General features: G+C 63.5%; 16 protein-coding genes. 14 read left to right on the top strand and 2 right to left on the bottom strand.

The features are described from left to right. From HV773_RS30815 to HV773_RS30835, 5 genes are all read left to right on the top strand, one after another. Positions 1–474, top strand: a 474-nt coding sequence (locus HV773_RS30815; protein WP_175197821.1) for a DUF2345 domain-containing protein, incomplete at its 5' end; no start/stop codon positions are given. A gap of 73 nt (positions 475–547) precedes the next feature. Then, positions 548–2,683, top strand: a complete 2,136-nt coding sequence (locus tag HV773_RS30820; RefSeq protein ID WP_160113488.1) for a M23 family metallopeptidase — start codon at positions 548–550, stop codon at positions 2,681–2,683. Then, complete coding sequence (locus HV773_RS30825; RefSeq protein WP_129563916.1) at positions 2,683–3,252, top strand: hypothetical protein; 570 nt, start codon at positions 2,683–2,685, stop codon at positions 3,250–3,252. The genes HV773_RS30820 and HV773_RS30825 overlap by 1 nt, the downstream gene beginning before the upstream one ends. Before the next feature lie 74 nt (positions 3,253–3,326). Continuing rightward, positions 3,327–3,581, top strand: coding sequence for a PAAR domain-containing protein (locus HV773_RS30830; protein ID WP_129563917.1), 255 nt, complete (start codon positions 3,327–3,329; stop codon positions 3,579–3,581). Between the two features lie 96 nt (positions 3,582–3,677). Further along, the gene (locus HV773_RS30835) at positions 3,678–4,286 is read left to right on the top strand and encodes a hypothetical protein (RefSeq protein ID WP_129563918.1); all 609 of its coding nucleotides are present in this window, start codon (positions 3,678–3,680) and stop codon (positions 4,284–4,286) included. Positions 4,287–4,342: 56 nt separating this feature from the next. On the opposite strand, the gene HV773_RS30840 is transcribed toward HV773_RS30835, so the two are convergent. Together HV773_RS30840 and HV773_RS30845 are read right to left on the bottom strand one after the other, a co-directional pair. Continuing rightward, positions 4,343–5,389 (bottom strand): AraC family transcriptional regulator, encoded by a 1,047-nt coding sequence (locus HV773_RS30840; protein ID WP_129563919.1) that lies wholly within the window; start codon positions 5,387–5,389, stop codon positions 4,343–4,345. 231 nt (positions 5,390–5,620) lie between these two features. Continuing rightward, positions 5,621–8,347, bottom strand: coding sequence for a winged helix-turn-helix domain-containing protein (locus HV773_RS30845; protein ID WP_129563920.1), 2,727 nt, complete (start codon positions 8,345–8,347; stop codon positions 5,621–5,623). Positions 8,348–8,681: 334 nt separating this feature from the next. Here HV773_RS30845 and HV773_RS30850 point away from each other — a divergent pair, with 334 nt between their 5' ends. From HV773_RS30850 to HV773_RS30890, 9 genes are all read left to right on the top strand, one after another. After that, a complete protein-coding gene (locus HV773_RS30850; RefSeq protein ID WP_129563921.1) occupies positions 8,682–9,662 on the top strand; it encodes a quinone oxidoreductase family protein in 981 nt (326 codons plus the stop codon). A gap of 10 nt (positions 9,663–9,672) precedes the next feature. Further along, positions 9,673–10,521, top strand: coding sequence for a TauD/TfdA dioxygenase family protein (locus tag HV773_RS30855; RefSeq protein WP_129563922.1), 849 nt, complete (start codon positions 9,673–9,675; stop codon positions 10,519–10,521). A 20-nt stretch (positions 10,522–10,541) separates the two neighbouring features. Continuing rightward, entirely contained in the window at positions 10,542–11,153 is a 612-nt protein-coding gene (locus HV773_RS30860) for an RBBP9/YdeN family alpha/beta hydrolase (protein WP_129563923.1), read from the top strand. Between the two features lie 139 nt (positions 11,154–11,292). Beyond that, positions 11,293–12,582 (top strand): MFS transporter, encoded by a 1,290-nt coding sequence (locus tag HV773_RS30865; RefSeq protein WP_129563924.1) that lies wholly within the window; start codon positions 11,293–11,295, stop codon positions 12,580–12,582. 153 nt (positions 12,583–12,735) lie between these two features. Continuing rightward, positions 12,736–13,860, top strand: a complete 1,125-nt coding sequence (locus tag HV773_RS30870; RefSeq protein ID WP_129563925.1) for a porin — start codon at positions 12,736–12,738, stop codon at positions 13,858–13,860. A gap of 30 nt (positions 13,861–13,890) precedes the next feature. After that, positions 13,891–14,295 (top strand): BON domain-containing protein, encoded by a 405-nt coding sequence (locus tag HV773_RS30875; RefSeq protein WP_227875526.1) that lies wholly within the window; start codon positions 13,891–13,893, stop codon positions 14,293–14,295. 191 nt (positions 14,296–14,486) lie between these two features. After that, positions 14,487–17,432, top strand: a complete 2,946-nt coding sequence (locus HV773_RS30880) for a molybdopterin oxidoreductase family protein (protein WP_129563926.1) — start codon at positions 14,487–14,489, stop codon at positions 17,430–17,432. A 15-nt stretch (positions 17,433–17,447) separates the two neighbouring features. After that, the gene (locus HV773_RS30885) at positions 17,448–18,194 is read left to right on the top strand and encodes a 4Fe-4S dicluster domain-containing protein (RefSeq protein WP_129563927.1); all 747 of its coding nucleotides are present in this window, start codon (positions 17,448–17,450) and stop codon (positions 18,192–18,194) included. A gap of 27 nt (positions 18,195–18,221) precedes the next feature. Further along, positions 18,222–19,175 carry a dimethyl sulfoxide reductase anchor subunit family protein gene (locus HV773_RS30890; protein ID WP_129563928.1) on the top strand — a complete coding sequence of 318 codons (954 nt, stop codon included), beginning with the start codon at positions 18,222–18,224 and terminating at the stop codon, positions 19,173–19,175. Position 19,176 lies beyond the last annotated feature (1 nt).

The raw sequence follows: 19,176 nt of genomic DNA on the forward strand, positions 1-19,176 counted from the left end.
GCAAGCGCCGCAGGCATTGCCACGACGGCGAGCGACAGCACGCACATGGCAAGCCACTACGATCACGCCATTACGGCAGGACGCGACGTGAGCGTGTCGTCGGGGCGCTCGTTCTTTGCGTCAGTGCGCGGGGCGATCTCGATGTTTGCGTACCAGTTGGGCCTGAAGCTGATCGCGGCCAAGGGCAAGGTCGTGATCCAGGCGCAGAGCGACCAGATGGAACTCGATGCGCTCAAGGACCTCCTGGTGCGTAGTACGGACGGCAAGATCATCATCAACGCCGCGAAGGAGGTCTGGATCGGCGCGGGCGGCTCGTACATCCAGATTAATGGCAGCGGAATCACTAATGGCTCACCGGGGCCGATTCTGGAAAAGACTCCCAAGTGGAGTAAACCAGAGGCTGACGCGCAGGTGCGAAGCTTTCAGCCATTCGGCTCCGGTACGCCCGACGACGGCTACCTGCATTCACTTTGATTGACCTGCAAACTCCCTCATGCTTATCAGCCCACCCTTTCTTTCTCCGACACAGCCGCAGCAGAACGAAACCATGCCTATCGCAGTCGCAGGCAACACTATCGTACCGGACGGCGACGTGTGCGCCGCCAACATGCTCGAATGTGCCCCGGGCAATGGCGCTTATCCAGTGAGCTTCAATCTTGGCTGGCATGGTGGCGCGCATTTGATGGCACCCATGGTGGGCAATCAGCCCGCACCGGTACGCGCGATCGCTGACGGTAAAGTCGTATATCTGCGCAAGACGGACACGGCACACAAGACCACGCTTCAGTATTGCAACGTCCGTACCGACGACGGCTGCGTCGTGATTCGACATGACACGGAAATCGGTGAAGGAGATGATGCGAAGATCACGTACTACTCGGTATATCTCCATCTACAAACCGTCCAGCCGACGCTAGTCGTGGGCAAGAAAATCTACCGCAAGGACACGCTTGGCACACCTGGTCAGATCTACGGGCAATACCCCCAGATCCACTTCGAGATCGTTTGCAACGAAGCGAACCTGAAGAGAATCATCGGGCGCACTCCGGGTGCCGTCGGTGCGCAAGGCCGTAAGGATGCGGTTTATGGTGATCTCTGGTTCTTCATTCCGCGCGGTACGAAGTTCTTTGCGAACGAACCTCACCCGCACCGTGACGATGACAGCGCACCCGCTGTCGGAACGCTGCAACCTCAAGCTCCGATTGTCGCGGAGGGAACCAGTTGCGATCTGGTGGTCTGCATGCACTACGAAAAAGACTGCACACTGACGACCTATATACAGAATCATGATGGGAGCTGGTCCGCTGCTGGCTCAGCGCCTGTCGAGCGCGAAGCGGAATACAACCTGTACAAGCGTGCGACCGAACTCAACGGTCGTTATATCAGCGCGAGCCTCGGCAATATCACTGAGGGAATGGCAGTGCCGTCACCGAGTGCCATCTTCGAGATGATCCGGTTCGGGCGCTGCATTCATGACCAGTTGGACAACGATGCACGTTTCAACCACTGGCGCAAGGTGAAGACTCCAGACGGTGACGGATGGATCAACCTTTCGGCATCCAACGTGCGCACGTACAGCGATGCCGACTTTCCAGAGTGGGCGGGATGGAACTTTATCAACGACGACCCGACTCCCGACAGCCTGTGCGATTCACCAACGGTAAAGCGCTGGCTGGATGTGAATCACTCTGGGCATGTCACTCACACCGATGCCATTGAGGCACTAAGCCACGAGGCAGTACGCCACCGCATGGCGCACGCCATATGTAAATTTCCGTCTGAATGGGCGAAGAATGGACTAGAGGCGCGCTACAACTGGCTGAAGAGTCCGCACGAGGCGTTGACCAATCCGCTATCGGAAACTGCCTTCAACAATTTGATGGATCATGCGCGCGACCTGGCGTTTTGGGAGGACATTCTGGACCCCGATCTGCCACCGGCCAACGAGTGCTGGCATTTTCCGCCGACGATGCTAGTCCGCCAGTTCAGGCAATCTCGGTGGCTCTCTGCTGACGAGCTTGAACAGGTATACCCAAACACCTATGTACAAAAGTCAGGAGGCCAGCTGTATCAGGCAGCTAATACAGTGTCGAGCGAGATACGCAAGAAGTACAGGATCGCCTTGAATCGACTTATGGAAAAACATTCGATCACCAGGAACGTCATGCGTTTGTCCCATTTTCTTGGTCAGGGCGCTGAGGAATCACGCACGCTCGCGTGGATGGACGAACATAGAAGTGAAGCATCTTGCAACTCACTATATGCAAATCGGAACGGGAATGATCTTCCTGGAGATGGGTATAAATTCCGTGGTCGTGGGATGAAGCAGTTGACCGGGAAATTTAATTACGCGGAGTACTGGGTATATCGAGGGTGGCTAAGGAGACGTGATTTCACCCCATCGTGGTGGACTCTCCCTCATCCGACAAGGCCCAATATCGCGACACCGGACGTGTTGCTGAGTGTCTCTTTCAACACTGTTGACGCAGGTACGTGGTATTGGGAGGCGACGCCGATTCACGGACTACCTCATCTCCGTAGCACCATGAATCGCCACGCTGACTTGGGCATATCTACGTCACATATACAGATCGTTACTACGCAAATAAACGGTGGCCAAAATGGTCTGGAGAATCGAACATATCACACGCAACGTCTGTATAAATTATTCGGAGATCAATAATGCGCCTCGTAAAATTAATGGCTCTAACGATCATTGTTGGGTATTCGCTTATTGCTTCGGCATGGGGTGGTGACCATAAGGCAACCAAAACATATTCCGATGCGCACATCCAATTTTCTTACCCTGAAAATCGATATCTTAGGGTTAGCAGCGCCGAAACAGAACAGAGTGGATTTTACGCGTACTTTCTTCAATTAAAAAATGAAGATGAAGCAGATTTAATTACGGTATGCATGAAAGGCATAAAGGACTGTGGTACCAATATGGGTATGGTTCAGCCGTACTGGTACAGCGAAGACGGGACTCTAATGCTGTTCAGTGCGACGACGGCGGTTAAGACCAAGCGGAATGCGCAAGGCGAAATAGTCTTTGAGGCCTTTCCCGCATGTCCGGCGACAGACCACGAAGGCTCGTCGGCATACGGTGGTGATTGCTACGTGGTGGTTAAAGCAGAGAAAGATAGAACGTTGTCGATGACGTACTGGATAGGACCAACGTCGCTTCATCACTCGAAATCTGAAGCGGTCCGAGAGGCGATGGCTATCCTGAAATCTATCAGGACACGGTAAGGGTGCGATGAAATGGAATTTCGCCAACTACGTTTGGCAACCTGAATCACCACGCATTTGTAAAGGTAATCACAATGCCTGATTTCATCAGACTCGGTGACACCACCGATCATGGCGGTGAAGTTGTTACCGCCTCGAACAGCTTGAGTTACGGCGACATCCCTCTTGCGCGCAAAGGTGACCAATTGAGGTGTCCGCAGCATCTCGACGTATTGCCGAACATTATCGAGGAAGGCGACCCCGACATCACCGATGAAGACGGCGCGCCGGTCGCGAGGCATGGGCATCGCGGCACATGCGGCTGCCGGCTTATTTCCAGCATCAAGTGACATGTCCGGGCTGCGGGAGCGGCCTGGAAAGACTGAGGCTAACCAATGAACGATTAATTTACAGGAATCACGGACAGCGCAAGGCGTGCACAACTCATGCCATGGGCTCTTCAATCAGTGGATGGCGACCTTGTATATCTTCACGAGGGCAGTAAAGGGAGACGAGACCTTGTATATTTTCTGTCGCTATTTGATGCAATGCTGTTGGCAGTTTACCTTGTCGATCAGGGGATTAGCCTTGCAGTCCTTTTCTCGGATGAAGGTATCACGGATTGTGAATCAGCGCTTACGCCGAGTATGCATATTGCCTGGAAAGCGTTGAACGGACGGCTGGTGCTTAATGCAAGTGGTTTACCTGACGCTCTGTTTCGACCGACCGGACCACTCTCATATGACAAGTTCCACCTCAGACCCGATGAGGCGGCGATGAAGCTCTTCGAGCACGTCCGCGAACTTGCCGGCTTATACGCTTGGAGGGAAACCATTATTTCATTTAATGCCTCCAGCGCATACGAGTCATACGAACGCGTCCGCACAGCGTGGAGAAAAGTGCCCACGTGTCGGAAGGATGAAAACGATACCTTCGATCAGTTCGCAATCCTCGATCCGGAATCCGGCGAGTGGCATTTTGTTTCCCTGTCGTGGCTGGCGTCGAGTTTCAAAATCATAAAGAAAGGACCTGACAAACCGGGGGCGACCGAATGACGTGCCGTTAGTAACCGGTGCGGCTATCTGCGCCGCCATGTGCGCTTCCCCGGCGCTCAGTGCCTGTCCAGACCCAGCCTTTCCTCACCCGCCCCAAAATTCACCGCGCGCCACCGGCTAGGCGGCTGCCCGAATTCCACACTAAACCACCGCGAAAACGCACTCGGTTCAGAAAACCCCAGCCGGTCGCTGATATCGGATACCGAATGGCGCGGCTGCGCCAGATACCGCGCCGCCAGCGATGCACGCACTTCGTTCACGAGCGACGAGAACCGCTCGCCACGCTGTTCCAGTTGCCGCTGCAGCGTGCGCGGTGAGAGGCCGAGGCGTTCGCTCACGGGTTCGATCGTGCCCGCGCCGCGCGGCAGCAGCAGATGGATTGCGCGGCGCACGTTGTCGGTGAGCGAGGCCTCGCCATAACGCGGCTGCAAATCGAGCAGTTCCTGTGCGTAGCGCGCGAGCGACGCGTCGGCGAGCGGGCTTGCGCGGTCGAGATCCTGGCGGGCCAGCACGATGCCGTCGAACTCGCTGTCGAATTCGATTCGTGGTCCGAAGAAGCGCCGGTGCACTTCGAGCCGCTCGGGCGCCGCATGCGCGAAATGCACAGCACGCGGCGCATATTGCGGGCCGAGCATGGCGCGCACGAGACTCAGCACCGCGCCCACGGTCAATTCCACGATCTCCGGCCCCGGATCGGGGCGCGCGGTCACGAGCGCGACGTGCAGCACCGCCGTATCGTCGATTTCCTCCAGTTGAACCGACACCGAATCGCTCAGCAGATGCCGGTAGGGCTCGACGCGCGCGAGCGCTTCGCGCAGCGTGGGCTGATGTTGCAGCAGGAGACTGAGCGAGCCGAAGTCGGAGAGCCGCCACGCTTCGCCAATGCGAGCACCGAGCGTGCGGGACTCGGCGCGCCCCGCGCCGCCCGCGAGCGAAACCTCGAACACGCGTGCGAGGCTGGCCTCGGGAATGCGCAGGTCCGGTGTCGTGAGGCACGAAAGATCGAGCCCCGCTTCGCGCAGCGCACGCACCGGATCGATACCCGCCTGGCGGGCAATTTCCGAATACTTGGTCAGGGAGGCACTGCGAACCAGGATGGGCATGGGGTCACAAGAAAGCGGACAAAAACACGGCGGAACTTGCCGAGCGTAGCGGCGCACGCGCGCTTCGTCTGTGGGGAATAACCATGAGCGCTCGCCTGTCGTCACGCGTCAGGTCGTGGCGCACAAGGTCAAGCACGCGGGCGGTGCAATTCACACAATGGGTCCCCATGCCCGCGCTGTTACAGGCGCGGGTCCTTGCGCGGCGGGTTCGGTTCGATCGATTCAATCGTTTCACCCGCCGCTTTCCAGCAACCCCAGCAACTGAGCGCGCAGCACCGCATGCTTGCGCGAGCTTGCGCTCAGCTTGCCGAACAGGTTTTTCACATGCCACTTGGCGGTGACTTCGCCCACGCCGATTGCCTGCGCGATCTCCTTGTTGGAGAGATTGCGCGCGAGCAGTTCGAGCACCTCGCGCTCCTTGGGCGTGAGCACCATGCTCGGCACCGCGCGCGGCGCGGCTTGCGCGCGGCGGGGCGCGCCGCCAGGCTGAGTGGTTTGCGCGAGCGTCGCTGTTGCCGTGGCGAGCGCGGTGGGCTCGCCGCCGCCTTGCGTCGCTATTTCGCGGATCCAGTCGGCCAGCGCTGGGTGCGCATCGGCGAGGACACGCGCGAGACCGTAGGTGCTAGTCAGGCCGATCGCCTCGTGCAGCAGTGGCAAGCCATCTTCGCCATTGCCCTTGAGCGCGAGTGCACGCAGTCCCATGATCTCGATGCGCTCACGCCCGAGCTTCATGGTGTCGGCGAGCGTCTGCGCGCGGTTCAGGCACTCGAGCGCGCGTGGCCAGTCTTGCTGGGCAATCGCCGTGTACGCATGCGTCATCGCCTGGCGTCGGGCCACGTCGCGGCACCAGAGCGGGCCGCGCCACGTGGGTTCGGATGTTTGGGATTGTTCGACGAGCGCATCGAGTTGCGCGCTCAATGCACGGCAAGTTTCGGTGCGCCCTCGGCTGGCGTGGACACGCACGCGCTCCGCGAGGCTCGCGATCGACAGGCGAGGCAACTCGCGAGTGGTGCCGGCGGCGTGCATCGCGTCGAGCAGGTCGAGCGCGCGCCGCTCCACGCCCTGCGCCTGCGCCACGCGCGCCGCGCATACGTAGGCGATCAGCGCGGTCGCGGCGGTGCCGGAGCGTTCGAGTACGTCGAACCGGTTCGCGAGCAGGGCATCGGCTTCGTCCACGTAGTCGCGCTCGAAGAGTGCGGCCGCGAGCACCGCCGCGAGCATGCACGGCAGCGGATGGCGGCGGCCCAGTTCGGCTTCGGCGCTCGTGAGCGCGCGGCGCAGCACGGTCTCGGCGAGCACGGCCTGGCCTTCGTTCAGATAGCTCAGGCCGCTCATGAACTCGCCCCAATGCGCGGCGTAGCGGTGCGCCTTGCCGAAGTCGCCGCGCGGCGCGAGTTGCAGATGGCGGCGCGCGTTGGCGGGTTCACCCTGCAGTATCTCGGCCAGCGCGAGGCGGTTCGCGTGCGTCTGGAGCCGGCGCGGCTCGGCGAGCGGCGGCGGCTCGCGCCACGGTGCAAGCAGCGCGAGGAAGCGGTCGGGCTCGTCGGCGTAATAAGCGGCGATGCTCAGGATGAGCGCGCATTCGTAGCGCCGCTCGGGCGTGCAATCGGGCGCTTCGGCCATCGGCGCCACGAGTTGCCTCGCCTGGGCGTGGCGCTCGCTGAGCGCGAGCGCCCAGGCCGCCGCGAGGCGCAAGTCGGGCTGGCGGTCGAGTTCGTCGGCGGGCAGCAGTTCGAGCCATTCGAGCGCGGCGGCCAGGCGGCCCTGCATGACCGCGCCGTAAAGCGAGCGCCCCGCGAGTTCGTACGCCGCTTCGCGCTCGCCGGCCGCATGCGCGTGGCGCGCCGCCTCTTCGTGGATGCCGTGATCGGCGAGCCAGTGCATCGCGCGCCGGTGCAGGCCGGCAAGTTCGTCGGGCGGCAGCTCGGCCAGACGCGCGCCAAGCGCCGCGCGCGCAAGCATGTGCAGGCGGCACCAGTCGCTACCGTCGCTGGCCATGAAGATGGGCGTATCGCGCATGAGCCGCGCGAATTGCGCTGGGGCATCGGGGTTGTCGAGCAGCGCGCGGCACAGGTCGGGATGCAGCATGTCGACGAGCGCGAGCCGCGTGAGGAACGCAAGGTCCTCGGGCGCGAGCCGCGCGAGCAGGCTGCTCACCAGATGCTCGCCTTCGACGCCGGACTGCCCTTGCATGGCGTCGATGACGCCGCGCGGGTCGCCGCTCTTTTCCATCGCGGCGAGCGCGAGCTGCAGGCCGAGCGGCCAGCCGTCGGTGATCTCGTGCAGGCGCGCGCAACTGTCGGTGTCCACGCGCTCGCCAAAGCGCCGGCGCACGAGCGCAAGTGTTTCGTCGAGGCGAAAGCGCAGCGCCTCGGGGCCGAGGCAGACGCATTGCCCATAGGCGCTCAGGTCGTCGACAGCGGTTTCGAAGCCGCTGCGCGCGGCCACGACGATGCGCAAATTCGCCGGCGCGTTGTACAACAGATAAAGCAGCGCGGCGCTGCCCACTGGCGAGAGCCGCTCCGCTTCATCGACGATCAGCACGAGGTCGAGCGCGGCCTGTGCGACCTCGGCGAGCCAGGCGGTCAGGCCCTCGGTGGCGTCGGGCGTGGCGAAGGGGCTGTCGAGCAGCGTGTGCCCGAACTCGGGCTGCGCGCCGCCCACGCGCACGGCGAGCACGAGGCTATGCAAGAAGCGCTGCGGGTCGTCGTGCGTATCGGCGGACACCCACGCGACGGCCGTGCCGCGCGCGAGATGCTCGCGCCGCCATTGCGCGAGCAGCAGCGTTTTGCCGAAGCCCGGCGGCGCCTGCACGACGATCGCGGGCTGGTTGCGCAAGGGCTCGCTGTCGAGATTCAGCCGCTCGCGCGCGAGCAGATGGCGCGGCGCACGCGGCGGCGTGGTCTTGAGTGTGAGTTCGGAAAACGGGGGCGGTGCGCCGCGGTTCGCAAAGGTCATCGGATGAATCGGAATAGGCCGCGCGGCGCGCAATGTCGAGTGTCGGTCGGACGATTATATGCACGGCAGCGGCTTGACTGACAATTTGGTAACAGCGTGGTAACTGCACGGTATCCGCCGGTCGAGCGTGCGGCGACTCCCTCAGTGATAACCCGGTAAAGGGGCGATATGAGTAGGGCCAGGGTGGGCTCCCCCTCCTGGAAGGAGGGCGCGCGGCGCACCACGGCGTCCTACGATGGATTGAGTGACGATAGCTGTGTGTGCGCCAACTCGGGCGCCGCCAAAGCATATCGACCAGAACGAGCGGCAAGCAGGAATAACCAGGAGATAGAAGATGGCACATGCGATCAGGTTCCACGAGACGGGCGCACCGGAAGTGATGCGCTGGGAAGAAGTCAACGTGGGCGCGCCCGGTCCGGGCGAAGTGCGGCTGCGGCACGAAGCGGTCGGCCTGAATTTCGCGGACACGTATTTCCGCAGCGGTCTCTATCCGGTGCCGCTGCCTGCGGGCATGGGCGTGGAAGCTGCGGGCGTGGTGGAGGCGGTGGGCGCGGGCGTGACCAACGTCGTGCCCGGCGACCGCGTCACTTACACCGGCTTCATCAACACGCTGGGCGCATACAGTACCGAACGTCTGATTCCGGCCGCGCCGCTCATCAAGCTGCCCGATGCCATCGCCTGCGAAACGGCGGCGGCCATGACCATGCGCGGCCTCACTTCCGCTTACCTCATGCGCCGCATCTGGCCGCTGCAAGCGGGCGAGACGATTCTCGTGCACGCGGCGGCGGGCGGCGTGGGCCTGATTGTCTCCCAGTGGGCGAAGCTGCTCGGGCTGAAGGTGATCGGCACGGTGTCGACCGAGGAGAAGGCGGCGGTGGCGCGCGCGCACGGCTGCGATCATGTGATCCTCTATCGCAACGAAGACGTGGCGAAGCGTGTGCGCGAACTGACCGATGGCGTGGGCGTCTCGGTGGTCTACGACAGCGTTGGCCAGGACACCTTCGCGGCGTCGCTCGACTCGCTCAAGCGCCGTGGTCTGCTCGTCTGCGTGGGCACGGCTTCGGGCAAGGCGCCCGCGTTCGAGCCGCAGGTGCTCGCGATGAAGGGCTCGCTCTACGTCACGCGCCCCGCGCTGGCCGACTATATCTCCGACCCCGCCGAGAAGGCCGCGCTTGCCGATGAAATCTTCGGCCACGTCGCAGCCGGACGCATCAAGATCGAGATCAACCAGCGCTACGACTTGCAGGACGCCGTGCAGGCGCACCGCGATATCGAATCGCGCAAGACGACGGGTTCTTCCGTCTTCACGATCTGAGGCGGCCATCATGAGAATCGAGCAACTGACCTGCGCGATTGGCGCGGAACTGGTGGGTGTGCGTCTGGGCGATGCGGTGCGCGACGACGCGCTGTTCGCGGAGATCAAGGCCGCGCTGCTCAAGCACAAGGTGCTGTTCCTGCGCGACCAGCAACTCGAGCGCGCCGATCACGTGGCATTCGCCAGACGATTCGGCGAGCTTGAGGATCATCCGGTGGCGGGCAGCCATCCCGATCATCCGGGCCTCGTGCAGATCTACAAGACGCCCGATCACCCCAACGATCGCTATGAAAACGCGTGGCACACCGACGCCACGTGGCGCGCCGCGCCGCCGATGGGCGCGGTGCTGCACTGCGTGGAATGTCCGCCGGTGGGCGGCGACACGATGTGGGCCAACATGGCGCTCGCCTACGAGAACCTGCCGCAGCACGTCAAGGAACAAATCGCGGATCTGCGCGCGAGCCACAGCATCCAGGCGAGCTTCGGCGCCGTGATGCCGATCGAGAAACGCCTCGCGCTGAAGGCTCAGTACCCGGACGCCGAGCATCCGGTCGTGCGCACGCACCCGGAAACGGGCGAGAAGGTGCTGTTCGTGAACGGCTTCACCACGCACTTCGTGAACTACCACACGCCCGCGCGCGTGCGCTTCGGTCAGGACGGCAACCCGGGCGCGGGGCAACTGCTCCAGTACCTCATCAGCCAGGCGTATATCCCCGAGTACCAGGTGCGCTGGCGCTGGCAGCCGGGCAGCGTGGCGATCTGGGACAACCGCAGCACGCAGCATTACGCGGTCATGGACTACCCGCCGTGCCACCGCAAGATGGAGCGCGCGGGCATCATCGGCGACGTGCCGTATTGATTGGCTAAAACGGATTGATCATGGCCCGCTCCGAACCTGTCATCGTCATCGTCCCGGGGTTGCGCGACCACGTCGCGCAGCACTGGCAGACCCTGCTCGAAACGCGCCTGCGTGCGCAGAACCGCCCGGTGGCCGCCGTGCCGCCGATGGGCCGCGACGACCTCGATTGCGCAGCGCGCGTCGAGGCCATCGAAGCCGTGGTGGCGCGCATCGACGCGCCCGTGATCATCGTCGCGCATAGCGGCGGCTGCGTGATGGTCGCGCATTGGGCCCGGCGTTATCCGCGTGCGATCGCGGGGGCGCTGCTGGCGGCGCCGCCCGATTTCGAGGCGGCGATGCCCGAAGGCTACCCGACGCTCGAAGCACTCGACGCGAGCGGATGGCTGCCGGTGCCGCGCGCGCCGCTGCCGTTCCCGTCGATCGTGGCCGCGAGCCACAACGACCCGCTCGCCCGCTACGAACGCGTGCTAGAACTCGCACGCGCGTGGCGCAGCGAGCTGGTCGATCTCGGCAACGTCGGCCACCTGAATCCGGCCAGCGGATTCGGCGAATGGCCCGGCGCCGACGATCTGATCGCCGCGCTTATGCGGCGCGCGGAGCAAGACGCGCTGGAGACGTCGCGCCGCATTTGAGTCGTACCATGCGAGACAAAGCGGGCCGACACCGCTCTCGCAGCAGCACCCAATAAAAAAACACGCCAGATGTGTATGCCCGAGACGCGTTCCAGCGCCCGGGCGCCGTGATAAATATTCATGGAGACAAAAAGTGGGAATGCAAGCGACTGCCGTACTGGGAGACGCCGATGCGGGCGCACCCTCCGTATCCCGGGCCTATGCCTGGAGTGTTTTTGCGCTGACCTTCGGCCTGCTGCTCGCCGACTACATGTCGCGCCAGGTGCTCAACGCCGTTTTTCCGCTGCTCAAAGCCGAGTGGATGCTCAGTGACACACAGTTAGGATCGCTGAGCAGTATCGTCTCGGTGATGGTGGGCGTGCTGACCTTTCCGTTCTCGATTCTCGCCGACCGTTGGGGGCGCGTGCGCTGCCTGATTCTCATGGCCGTGCTGTGGAGCTTCGCCACGCTCGGCTGCGCGGTGTCGGCCAGCTACGGGCAGATGTTCGCGGCGCGCTTTCTCGTGGGCGTGGGCGAGGCGGCGTATGGCAGCGTCGGCCTCGCGGTCGTGCTCAGCGTGTTCCCCGCGCACCTGCGCGCCACGCTCTCGGGCTCGTTTCTCGCGGGCGGCTCATTTGGCTCCATGCTCGGGATGGCGCTGAGCGGCATCGTGGCCGCGCATTTCGGCTGGCGCTGGTCGTTCGCCACCATGGCGGTGTTCGGCCTCGTGCTCTCGGTGATCTATCGCATCGTGGTGACCGAACGGCGGCTCGCGCCAGAGCGCGCCCGCGTTGCCGCCCGCGCGGCGCGGCCCCGCTTCACGCCGCGCGGCCTCATGCAGGCGCTGTTCGTCTCGAAATCGATCGGCTTCGCGTATGTGGCCTGCGGCGTGCAACTGATCCTGCCGGGCGCGATGTTCGCGTGGCTGCCGAGCTATCTCGTGCGCACCTATGCCATGCGGCTTGACCGCGCGAGTGTGCTGGCCGCCGGCTTCGTGCTTTTGTCCGGCATCGGCATGATCGTGTGCGGGGTGCTGACCGACCGCGTCAGCCGTCTTAACGGGACCCGCAAATGGACCATGGCAATCGCGTACTGCGTGCTGGTGTTCGCGGCGTTGGCCACCGCGTTTCATCTGCCGCCGGGACCGTTGCAACTCGTGCTGATCGGCACCGGCATGTTCCTGGCCTCGGGCGTGTGCGGCCCGACCGGCGCACTGGTGGCCGAGCTCACGGCGCCTTCGATTCACGCCACGGCCATGGCGCTCTGGGCGCTCGCCAACAATCTGCTTGGACTGGCCGCTGGCCCGGTCATCGTGGGTTTGATTGCCGACCGCATGGGTCTGCATATGGCGCTGCAATGGATTCCGTTCGCGGCGCTCGCGTCGGCGCTGCTGTTCGCGCTCGGCAAGCGCCGCTATACGGCCGATCTCGCGCGGCAGCGCGAGGTGTGAATGCGGTGGCTGGATCAGCCACGGCATGTAGTAAGCAAAGCAGCACGAGAACAAGTAGAAAAGCCGTTAACAAAGAGGAAGACAGCGGGCCGCAAGCACCAACAAGCAGCGCGTAGTAACAAGCGGCCTTGACAATAGTTTGGAGGAGAGAGCATGAAACGGAAGTTGAGCGTCGTGGCCGCACTCGCGGTCGTGGGCGGCGCGGCACACGCGCAATCGTCGGTGACTCTGTATGGCGCTATCGATACCGGGTTGTTGTATCAGAGCACGTCGGCAGCATCGTTCGCGTCGAACGCCAAGAATCTGGGTCACGTGTTCGCGTTGAAGGACGCGGGCATCTATGCCAGCTTCTGGGGCATCAGGGGGACCGAGGACATTGGCGGCGGCTACAAGGTCAATTTCCGGCTTCAGGGCGTGTTCAACAGCACCACCGGCAAGCTCGGCCTCGCGGATACCGCGGGCGCCACGGCCGTCTTCAACCAGCAGACGACCATCGGCCTTTCAGGGCCGTTCGGCTCGATCGACGCGGGCCGGCAATACACCCCGATGATCTACGCGATGGCGGACACCGACGTCCGCAACGCGCAGTACTTCGGCAGTATTCTGAGCGCGTGGCTCGGGCTGAGCCAGGCGTCGGGGTGGCCCGGCACGAGTACCAACGTGCCGTATGGCGCGCTGTACGACAGCAACGCCATCGTCTATCAATCGCCGAAGTTCTATGGTGCTTCAGCGGCGCTCGAATACGCGCCGGGCGGTGTGCCGGGGCAAATCCAGGGCGGCACGCGCGAATCGGCCGTGCTCAAGTACTCGAACTATGGCCTGAATCTGGCCGCCGTCTATTACAACGGCCACGATACGAACCTGCCGGCCAACGCGCCGTCCACCGGGCTCAACAACAACCGGTTCTACTACCTGGGCGCCAAGTACACGTTCCATGCGCTTTCGGTGTCGGCTTCGTATGGCATCGGCAAGAATCCGGCGAACACGCAGCATGGCGACTATGAAATGATTTCAGGCGGCCTTGGCTACCAGTTCACGCCTTATTTCAAAGTGACTTCGGGGTTCTACTATCTGAAGGATCGCAACGTTTCAGCGAATCATTCGAGCGAATACGCGGTCGGTGCCGAATATGGCGTGTCCAAGCGCACCCTGCTCTACGCGCAGGTGGGCTATGTGGACAACCACGGCACGATGAACCAGGCAATCACCTATGGCGCGCCGGTTGCGCCTGGCGTCTCGACCACGGCGGCGATGCTCGGCATTCGCCACACTTTCTGATTTCGCAGTACGGCTAACGGGAGCGTTGCCATGAATAAAAAAGAAATTCTGCGTATGGGTGTGGCTGCTTCGGTTGCGGCTTTGCTGGCAGGCGGGGCTGTGGGCGTGCGCGCACAGGATGAGACGGCGGGGGCATCGGCGGCGACGGCTCCGTCCGCGGCAACGGCGGCACCTGCAGCATCAGCGGCCCCCACCGCCCGCGAGGTGAGAAAGGCCAATCGTGCGCTCAGCCGCAAGGTGTACGCCGCGCTGGCGAAGCACAAGGACATCGATGCCGGGAACATCAGCATCGTGGCGCGAGGCAGCGCCGTGACGCTCAACGGCACCGTCGAGGAACAGTCCCAGATCGACGCCGTGGCGGCCGTGGCGAAGGCCGTGCCCGGCGTGAAATCGGTGACCAACAAGCTCACGGTGCAGCGGCCTTTCGGGCAGTAAGAGCCAGCGGCCAGTGAGGGTCAGCGGGGGGCGGTTGGGGGCCAATGAAGCCCTCATTCCGCCCCCCGCGCGCAACCATAAGGCGAGCCGATAGAACAGATCGCCAATCACGACTTTTATTATGTTGTCCGGGTTTATACGATAAGAGGGCATTCACACAAAAAGCCGCCTTACCAGCACCCGGAGGAACGATGGAGCACAAGGCCCGCACCCAAAACGAGCAGCTCGAAGTGAAAACGACGACCTGCTACATGTGCGCCTGCCGCTGCGGTATCCGCGTTCATTTGCGCGACGGCGAGGTACGCTATATCGACGGCAACCCCGAGCACCCGCTCAACCAGGGCGTGATCTGCGCGAAGGGTTCGTCCGGCATCATGAAGCAGTATTCGCCCGCGCGGCTCACGCAGCCGCTCGTGCGCAAGCGCGGCGCCGAGCGCGGCACCGCGCAGTTCGAGCCGGTCTCGTGGGACGTGGCGTTCGACATGCTCGAAAAGCGCCTCGCCCACCTGCGCGCCACTGACCCTAAACAGTTCGCGCTCTTCACGGGCCGCGACCAGATGCAGGCGCTCACCGGCCTGTTTGCGAAACAGTTCGGCACGCCTAACTACGCGGCGCATGGCGGGTTCTGCTCGGCGAATATGGCAGCCGGCATGATCTATACGATGGGCGGCTCGTTCTGGGAGTTCGGCGGGCCCGATCTCGACAACGCGAAGCTGTTCTTCATGATCGGCACCGCCGAGGACCATCACTCGAATCCGCTGAAGATTGCGCTCTCGAAGTTCAAGCGAGCGGGTGGTCGCTTTATCGCCATCAATCCGGTGCGCACGGGCTACGCGGCGATTGCCGACGAATGGGTGCCCATTCGCCCCGGCACGGACGGCGCGCTCTTCATGGCGCTGATGCACGAACTGATCGAAGCGGGCGCTTATGATCACGAGTTCGTCGCGCGCTATACGAATGGCGCGGAACTGCTCGACATGCGCACGGATAGCGACACGTTCGGCCTCTTCATGCGCGACCCCGCGGTGGAGGAGCGCAACGCGCTCTTTCCGCAAAACCACATGTGGTGGGACCTGAACACGCAGCGCGCGGTCCCGCATCACACGCCCGGCGCGCAGCCCGCGCTCGAAGGCCGTTATACGCTCGAAGACGGCACGACTGTCGCGCCATCGTTTGCCCTGCTGCGCGAGCGCATGGCCGAGAGCACGCCCGAATGGGCCGCGGAGATCACCGGCATTCCCGCCGAGACGATCCGCCGCCTCGCGCGCGAAATGGCCGAGGTGGCGCGCGATCACAAGATCACGTTGCCGATCCAATGGACCGACGCCTGGGGCGAGACGCACGAAACCGTGACGGGCGTGCCGATCGCGTTTCACGCGATGCGCGGCCTCGCGGCGCACTCGAACGGCTTTCAGTCGATTCGCGGGCTGGCCGTGCTGATGTCGTTGATGGGCACGATCGACCGGCCGGGCGGCTTCCGCCACAAGTCGCCGTATCCGCGCGCGGTGCCGCCCTCGGCGAAACCGCCGAACAAGCCCGAAGACGTCAAGCCGAACACGCCGCTCGCCAACGGCCCGCTCGGCTGGCCCGCCGCGCCCGAGGACCTGTTCATCGACGAGAAGGGCGGCCCGGTGCGCATCGACAAGGCGTTCTCGTGGGAGTATCCGCTCGCCGTGCACGGCCTGATGCACAGCGTGATCACGAACGCCTGGCGCGGCGACCCGTACCCGATCGACACGCTGCTGATCTTCATGGCGAACATGGCGTGGAATTCGTCGATGAACACCGTGGAGGTGCGCAAGATGCTTGTGGACAAACACGAAAACGGCGAGTACAAGATTCCGTTCCTGGTCGTGTGCGATGCGTTCCAGTCGGAAATGACGGCGTTCGCCGATCTGATCCTGCCCGACACGACTTACCTCGAGCGTTATGACGCGATGTCGATGCTCGACCGTCCGATCTCGGAGTTCGATGGTCCGGTGGATTCCGTGCGCGTGCCGGTGGTACCGCCCACGGGTGAGTGCAAGCCGTTCCAGGAGGTGCTGGTCGAGCTCGCGAGCCGCCTGAAGCTGCCGGCCTTCATGACGCCGGAGGGTACGCGCAAGTATCGCGATTACCCCGACTTCATCGTCAATCACCAGACCGCGCCGGGTTCGGGCGTGGGCTTCCTGATCGGCTGGCGCGGCAAGGACGGCAAGGACGCGCTAGTGGGCGAGCCCAATCCGCGCCAGTGGGAAGAGTACGCGAAGAACAACTGCGTCTATCACTACACGCTGCCCGAGACACTGCAATACATGCGCAATTGCAATGGGCCGTATCTGGACTTCGCGGTGGAGAAGGGCTTCCGCAAATTTAACGAGCCTATCGTCATCGCGCTTTACTCGGACGTGATGCAGAAGTTCCGTCTCGCGGCCCAGGGCAAGACCAAGGGACGCCAGCCGCCCGACCATTTGCGCGCGCGCGTGGAGCAGTATTTCGATCCGCTGCCGTTCTATCACGCACCGCTCGAGCACGCGTCCACCGATCACGCGAAGTACCCGCTCGCGGCGCTCACGCAGCGGCCGATGGCGATGTATCACTCGTGGGATTCGCAAAACGCGTGGCTGCGCCAGATTCATGGGGAGAACTATCTGTACATGAATCCGGGCACAGCCGCCGCGCAGGGTATCGAGGATGGCGGGTGGATCTACGTGGAATCGCAGTGGGGCAAGGTGCGCTGCATGGCGCGCTATAGCGAAGCGGTGGAGCCCGGCACGGTGTGGACGTGGAATGCGATCGGCAAAGCGGCGGGCGCGTGGAATCTCGGCCCGGACGCGAACGAATCGCAGCGCGGCTTCCTGCTCAATCACCTGATTTCGGACGAGATTCCCGACGCTTCAACAGCGGCGCAGGGCACGGGGCGCGTTTCCAATTCCGATCCCATCACGGGGCAGGCCGCGTGGTACGACGTGCGCGTGCGCATCTATCCCGCCGAGCACGACGCCGATCACACGCTGCCGCAGTTCGCGCCGATGCAGCCGCTGCCCGGCGTGACCGGCACGGGGCCTGGAGGCGTGCTCAAGCGCGTCGTGCAGACCTACTTCGCGGGACGCGGCGAATTCGCCAAGCGGCTGCGCAAGACCACGCAAGATAATTGAACCGAGGAACCCGCTATGACACAGATGGCGCTCGTAATCGACCTGAACGTGTGCGTGGGCTGCCACGCGTGCGTGACGAGCTGCAAGGAGTGGAACACCTCGGGGGAGGCCGGCAGTCTTTCGGATAGCCGCCCCTACGACGCCGATCCCTCCGGCACGTTCTTCAACCGCGTGCAGACCTTCGAGGCCGGCACCTACCCGCTGGCCGACACGATTCATTTCCCGAAGTCGTGCCTGCACTGCGAAGATCCGCCCTGCGTGCCGGTCTGTCCGACCGGGGCCAGCTACAAGCGCAAGGAAGACGGCCTGGTGCTGGTCGACTACGACCGCTGCATCGGCTGCAAGTACTGCTCGTGGGCTTGCCCCTACGGCGCACGCGAACTGGACGAAGAACGCAAGGAGATGACCAAGTGCACGCTGTGCTCGGACCGCATCAATAACGAGGCGCTGCCCGAGCGCGACCGCAAGCCTGCATGCGTGCTCGCGTGCCCGACGTCGGCGCGCTTGTTCGGCGACATTCACGACCCGGATTCCGTGGTGTCGAAGGCGATTCGCGAGCGCGGCGGCTATCAGCTGATGCCCGAGTGGGGCACGAAGCCCTCGAATCACTATTTGCCGCGCCAGACGATGTCGTCGTGCGGCAGCGGATCGTGCTCGTGCAAGGGCGAAGCTGGCGATGGCGCGTCGCCTTCGATCGAATCGCAGGTCGAACGCGGTGAGCTGAATCTCGCATCGATCGCGACCCGCTCGCAGGCGCATTAACCCCATCCACGCCAGAAAGGAACCAATATGAATCCGGCATTTTCCGTGGTGTTTCTCACCACCTTGATCGGCGCGGCGCAGGGGCTCGTGATTGCGCTCGTGGGCGTGGAGGCGGCGGGGCAGCTTGGCCTCGGCGATGGCGCGGCCGTGCCGCAACTCTTCTATGTGGTGGGCGCGGCGCTGTCGTGCGTGCTTGGCGCGGCGGGGCTGTTGGCGTCGTTCTTCCACCTCGGGCATCCCGAGCGCGCGTGGCGCGCCATCGCGATGTGGCGCACGTCGTGGCTCTCGCGCGAATGTTTGTGTCTGCCGCTGTTCCTCGCCTGCACGTTCGCCTATGGCATGGCGCATGTATTTGGCTTGCCGTATACGCTCGCGATAGGCGCCGTTGCCGTGGTGGCGAGCGGGCTGCTGTTCGTCTGCACGGGCATGATCTACGCGTGCCTGCGCTTCCTCCAGGAATGGGCGACGCCGCTCACGCTCGTCAACTTCGCGCTGCTCGGCTGCGCATCGGGCTTCACGCTGGCGACGGCGAGCGCCGCGTGGCTCGCGCCCGCATTGGTCGGTCCGCTCGCGGTACTGGCTTGTGTGCTGACGCTGTGCGGCTGCGCCTCGCGCGTTGCCTCGCTCGTGCGCAATGCGCGGCTGCGGCCCAAATCGACAGTGCAGAGCGCGACCGGCATCCGCAGCGCGCGCGTCGAGCAGAAGTCGCGCGGCTTCACGGCGGGTGCGTTCAACCTGCGCGAGTTCTTCCACGGCAAGACGCCGGCCACGCTCAAGCGGATCAAGTGGACGTTTCTGGTGGCTGCGTTCGCCGTGCCGTTCGTGCTCGTGGCATTTGGTGCGAACGTGCGGCCGGTGGGGGCTTCATTGACGCTGCTGTGCGCCGCCGTGGTGATTCAGTATGCGGGGCTCGTGGCCGAGCGGTGGTTCTTCTTCGCGGAAGCGCGGCACCCGCAGAATCTTTATTATCGGCAGGCTTGAT

Source organism: Paraburkholderia caffeinitolerans (assembly GCF_902859945.1).
Lineage (GTDB): Bacteria > Pseudomonadota > Gammaproteobacteria > Burkholderiales > Burkholderiaceae > Paraburkholderia > Paraburkholderia caffeinitolerans.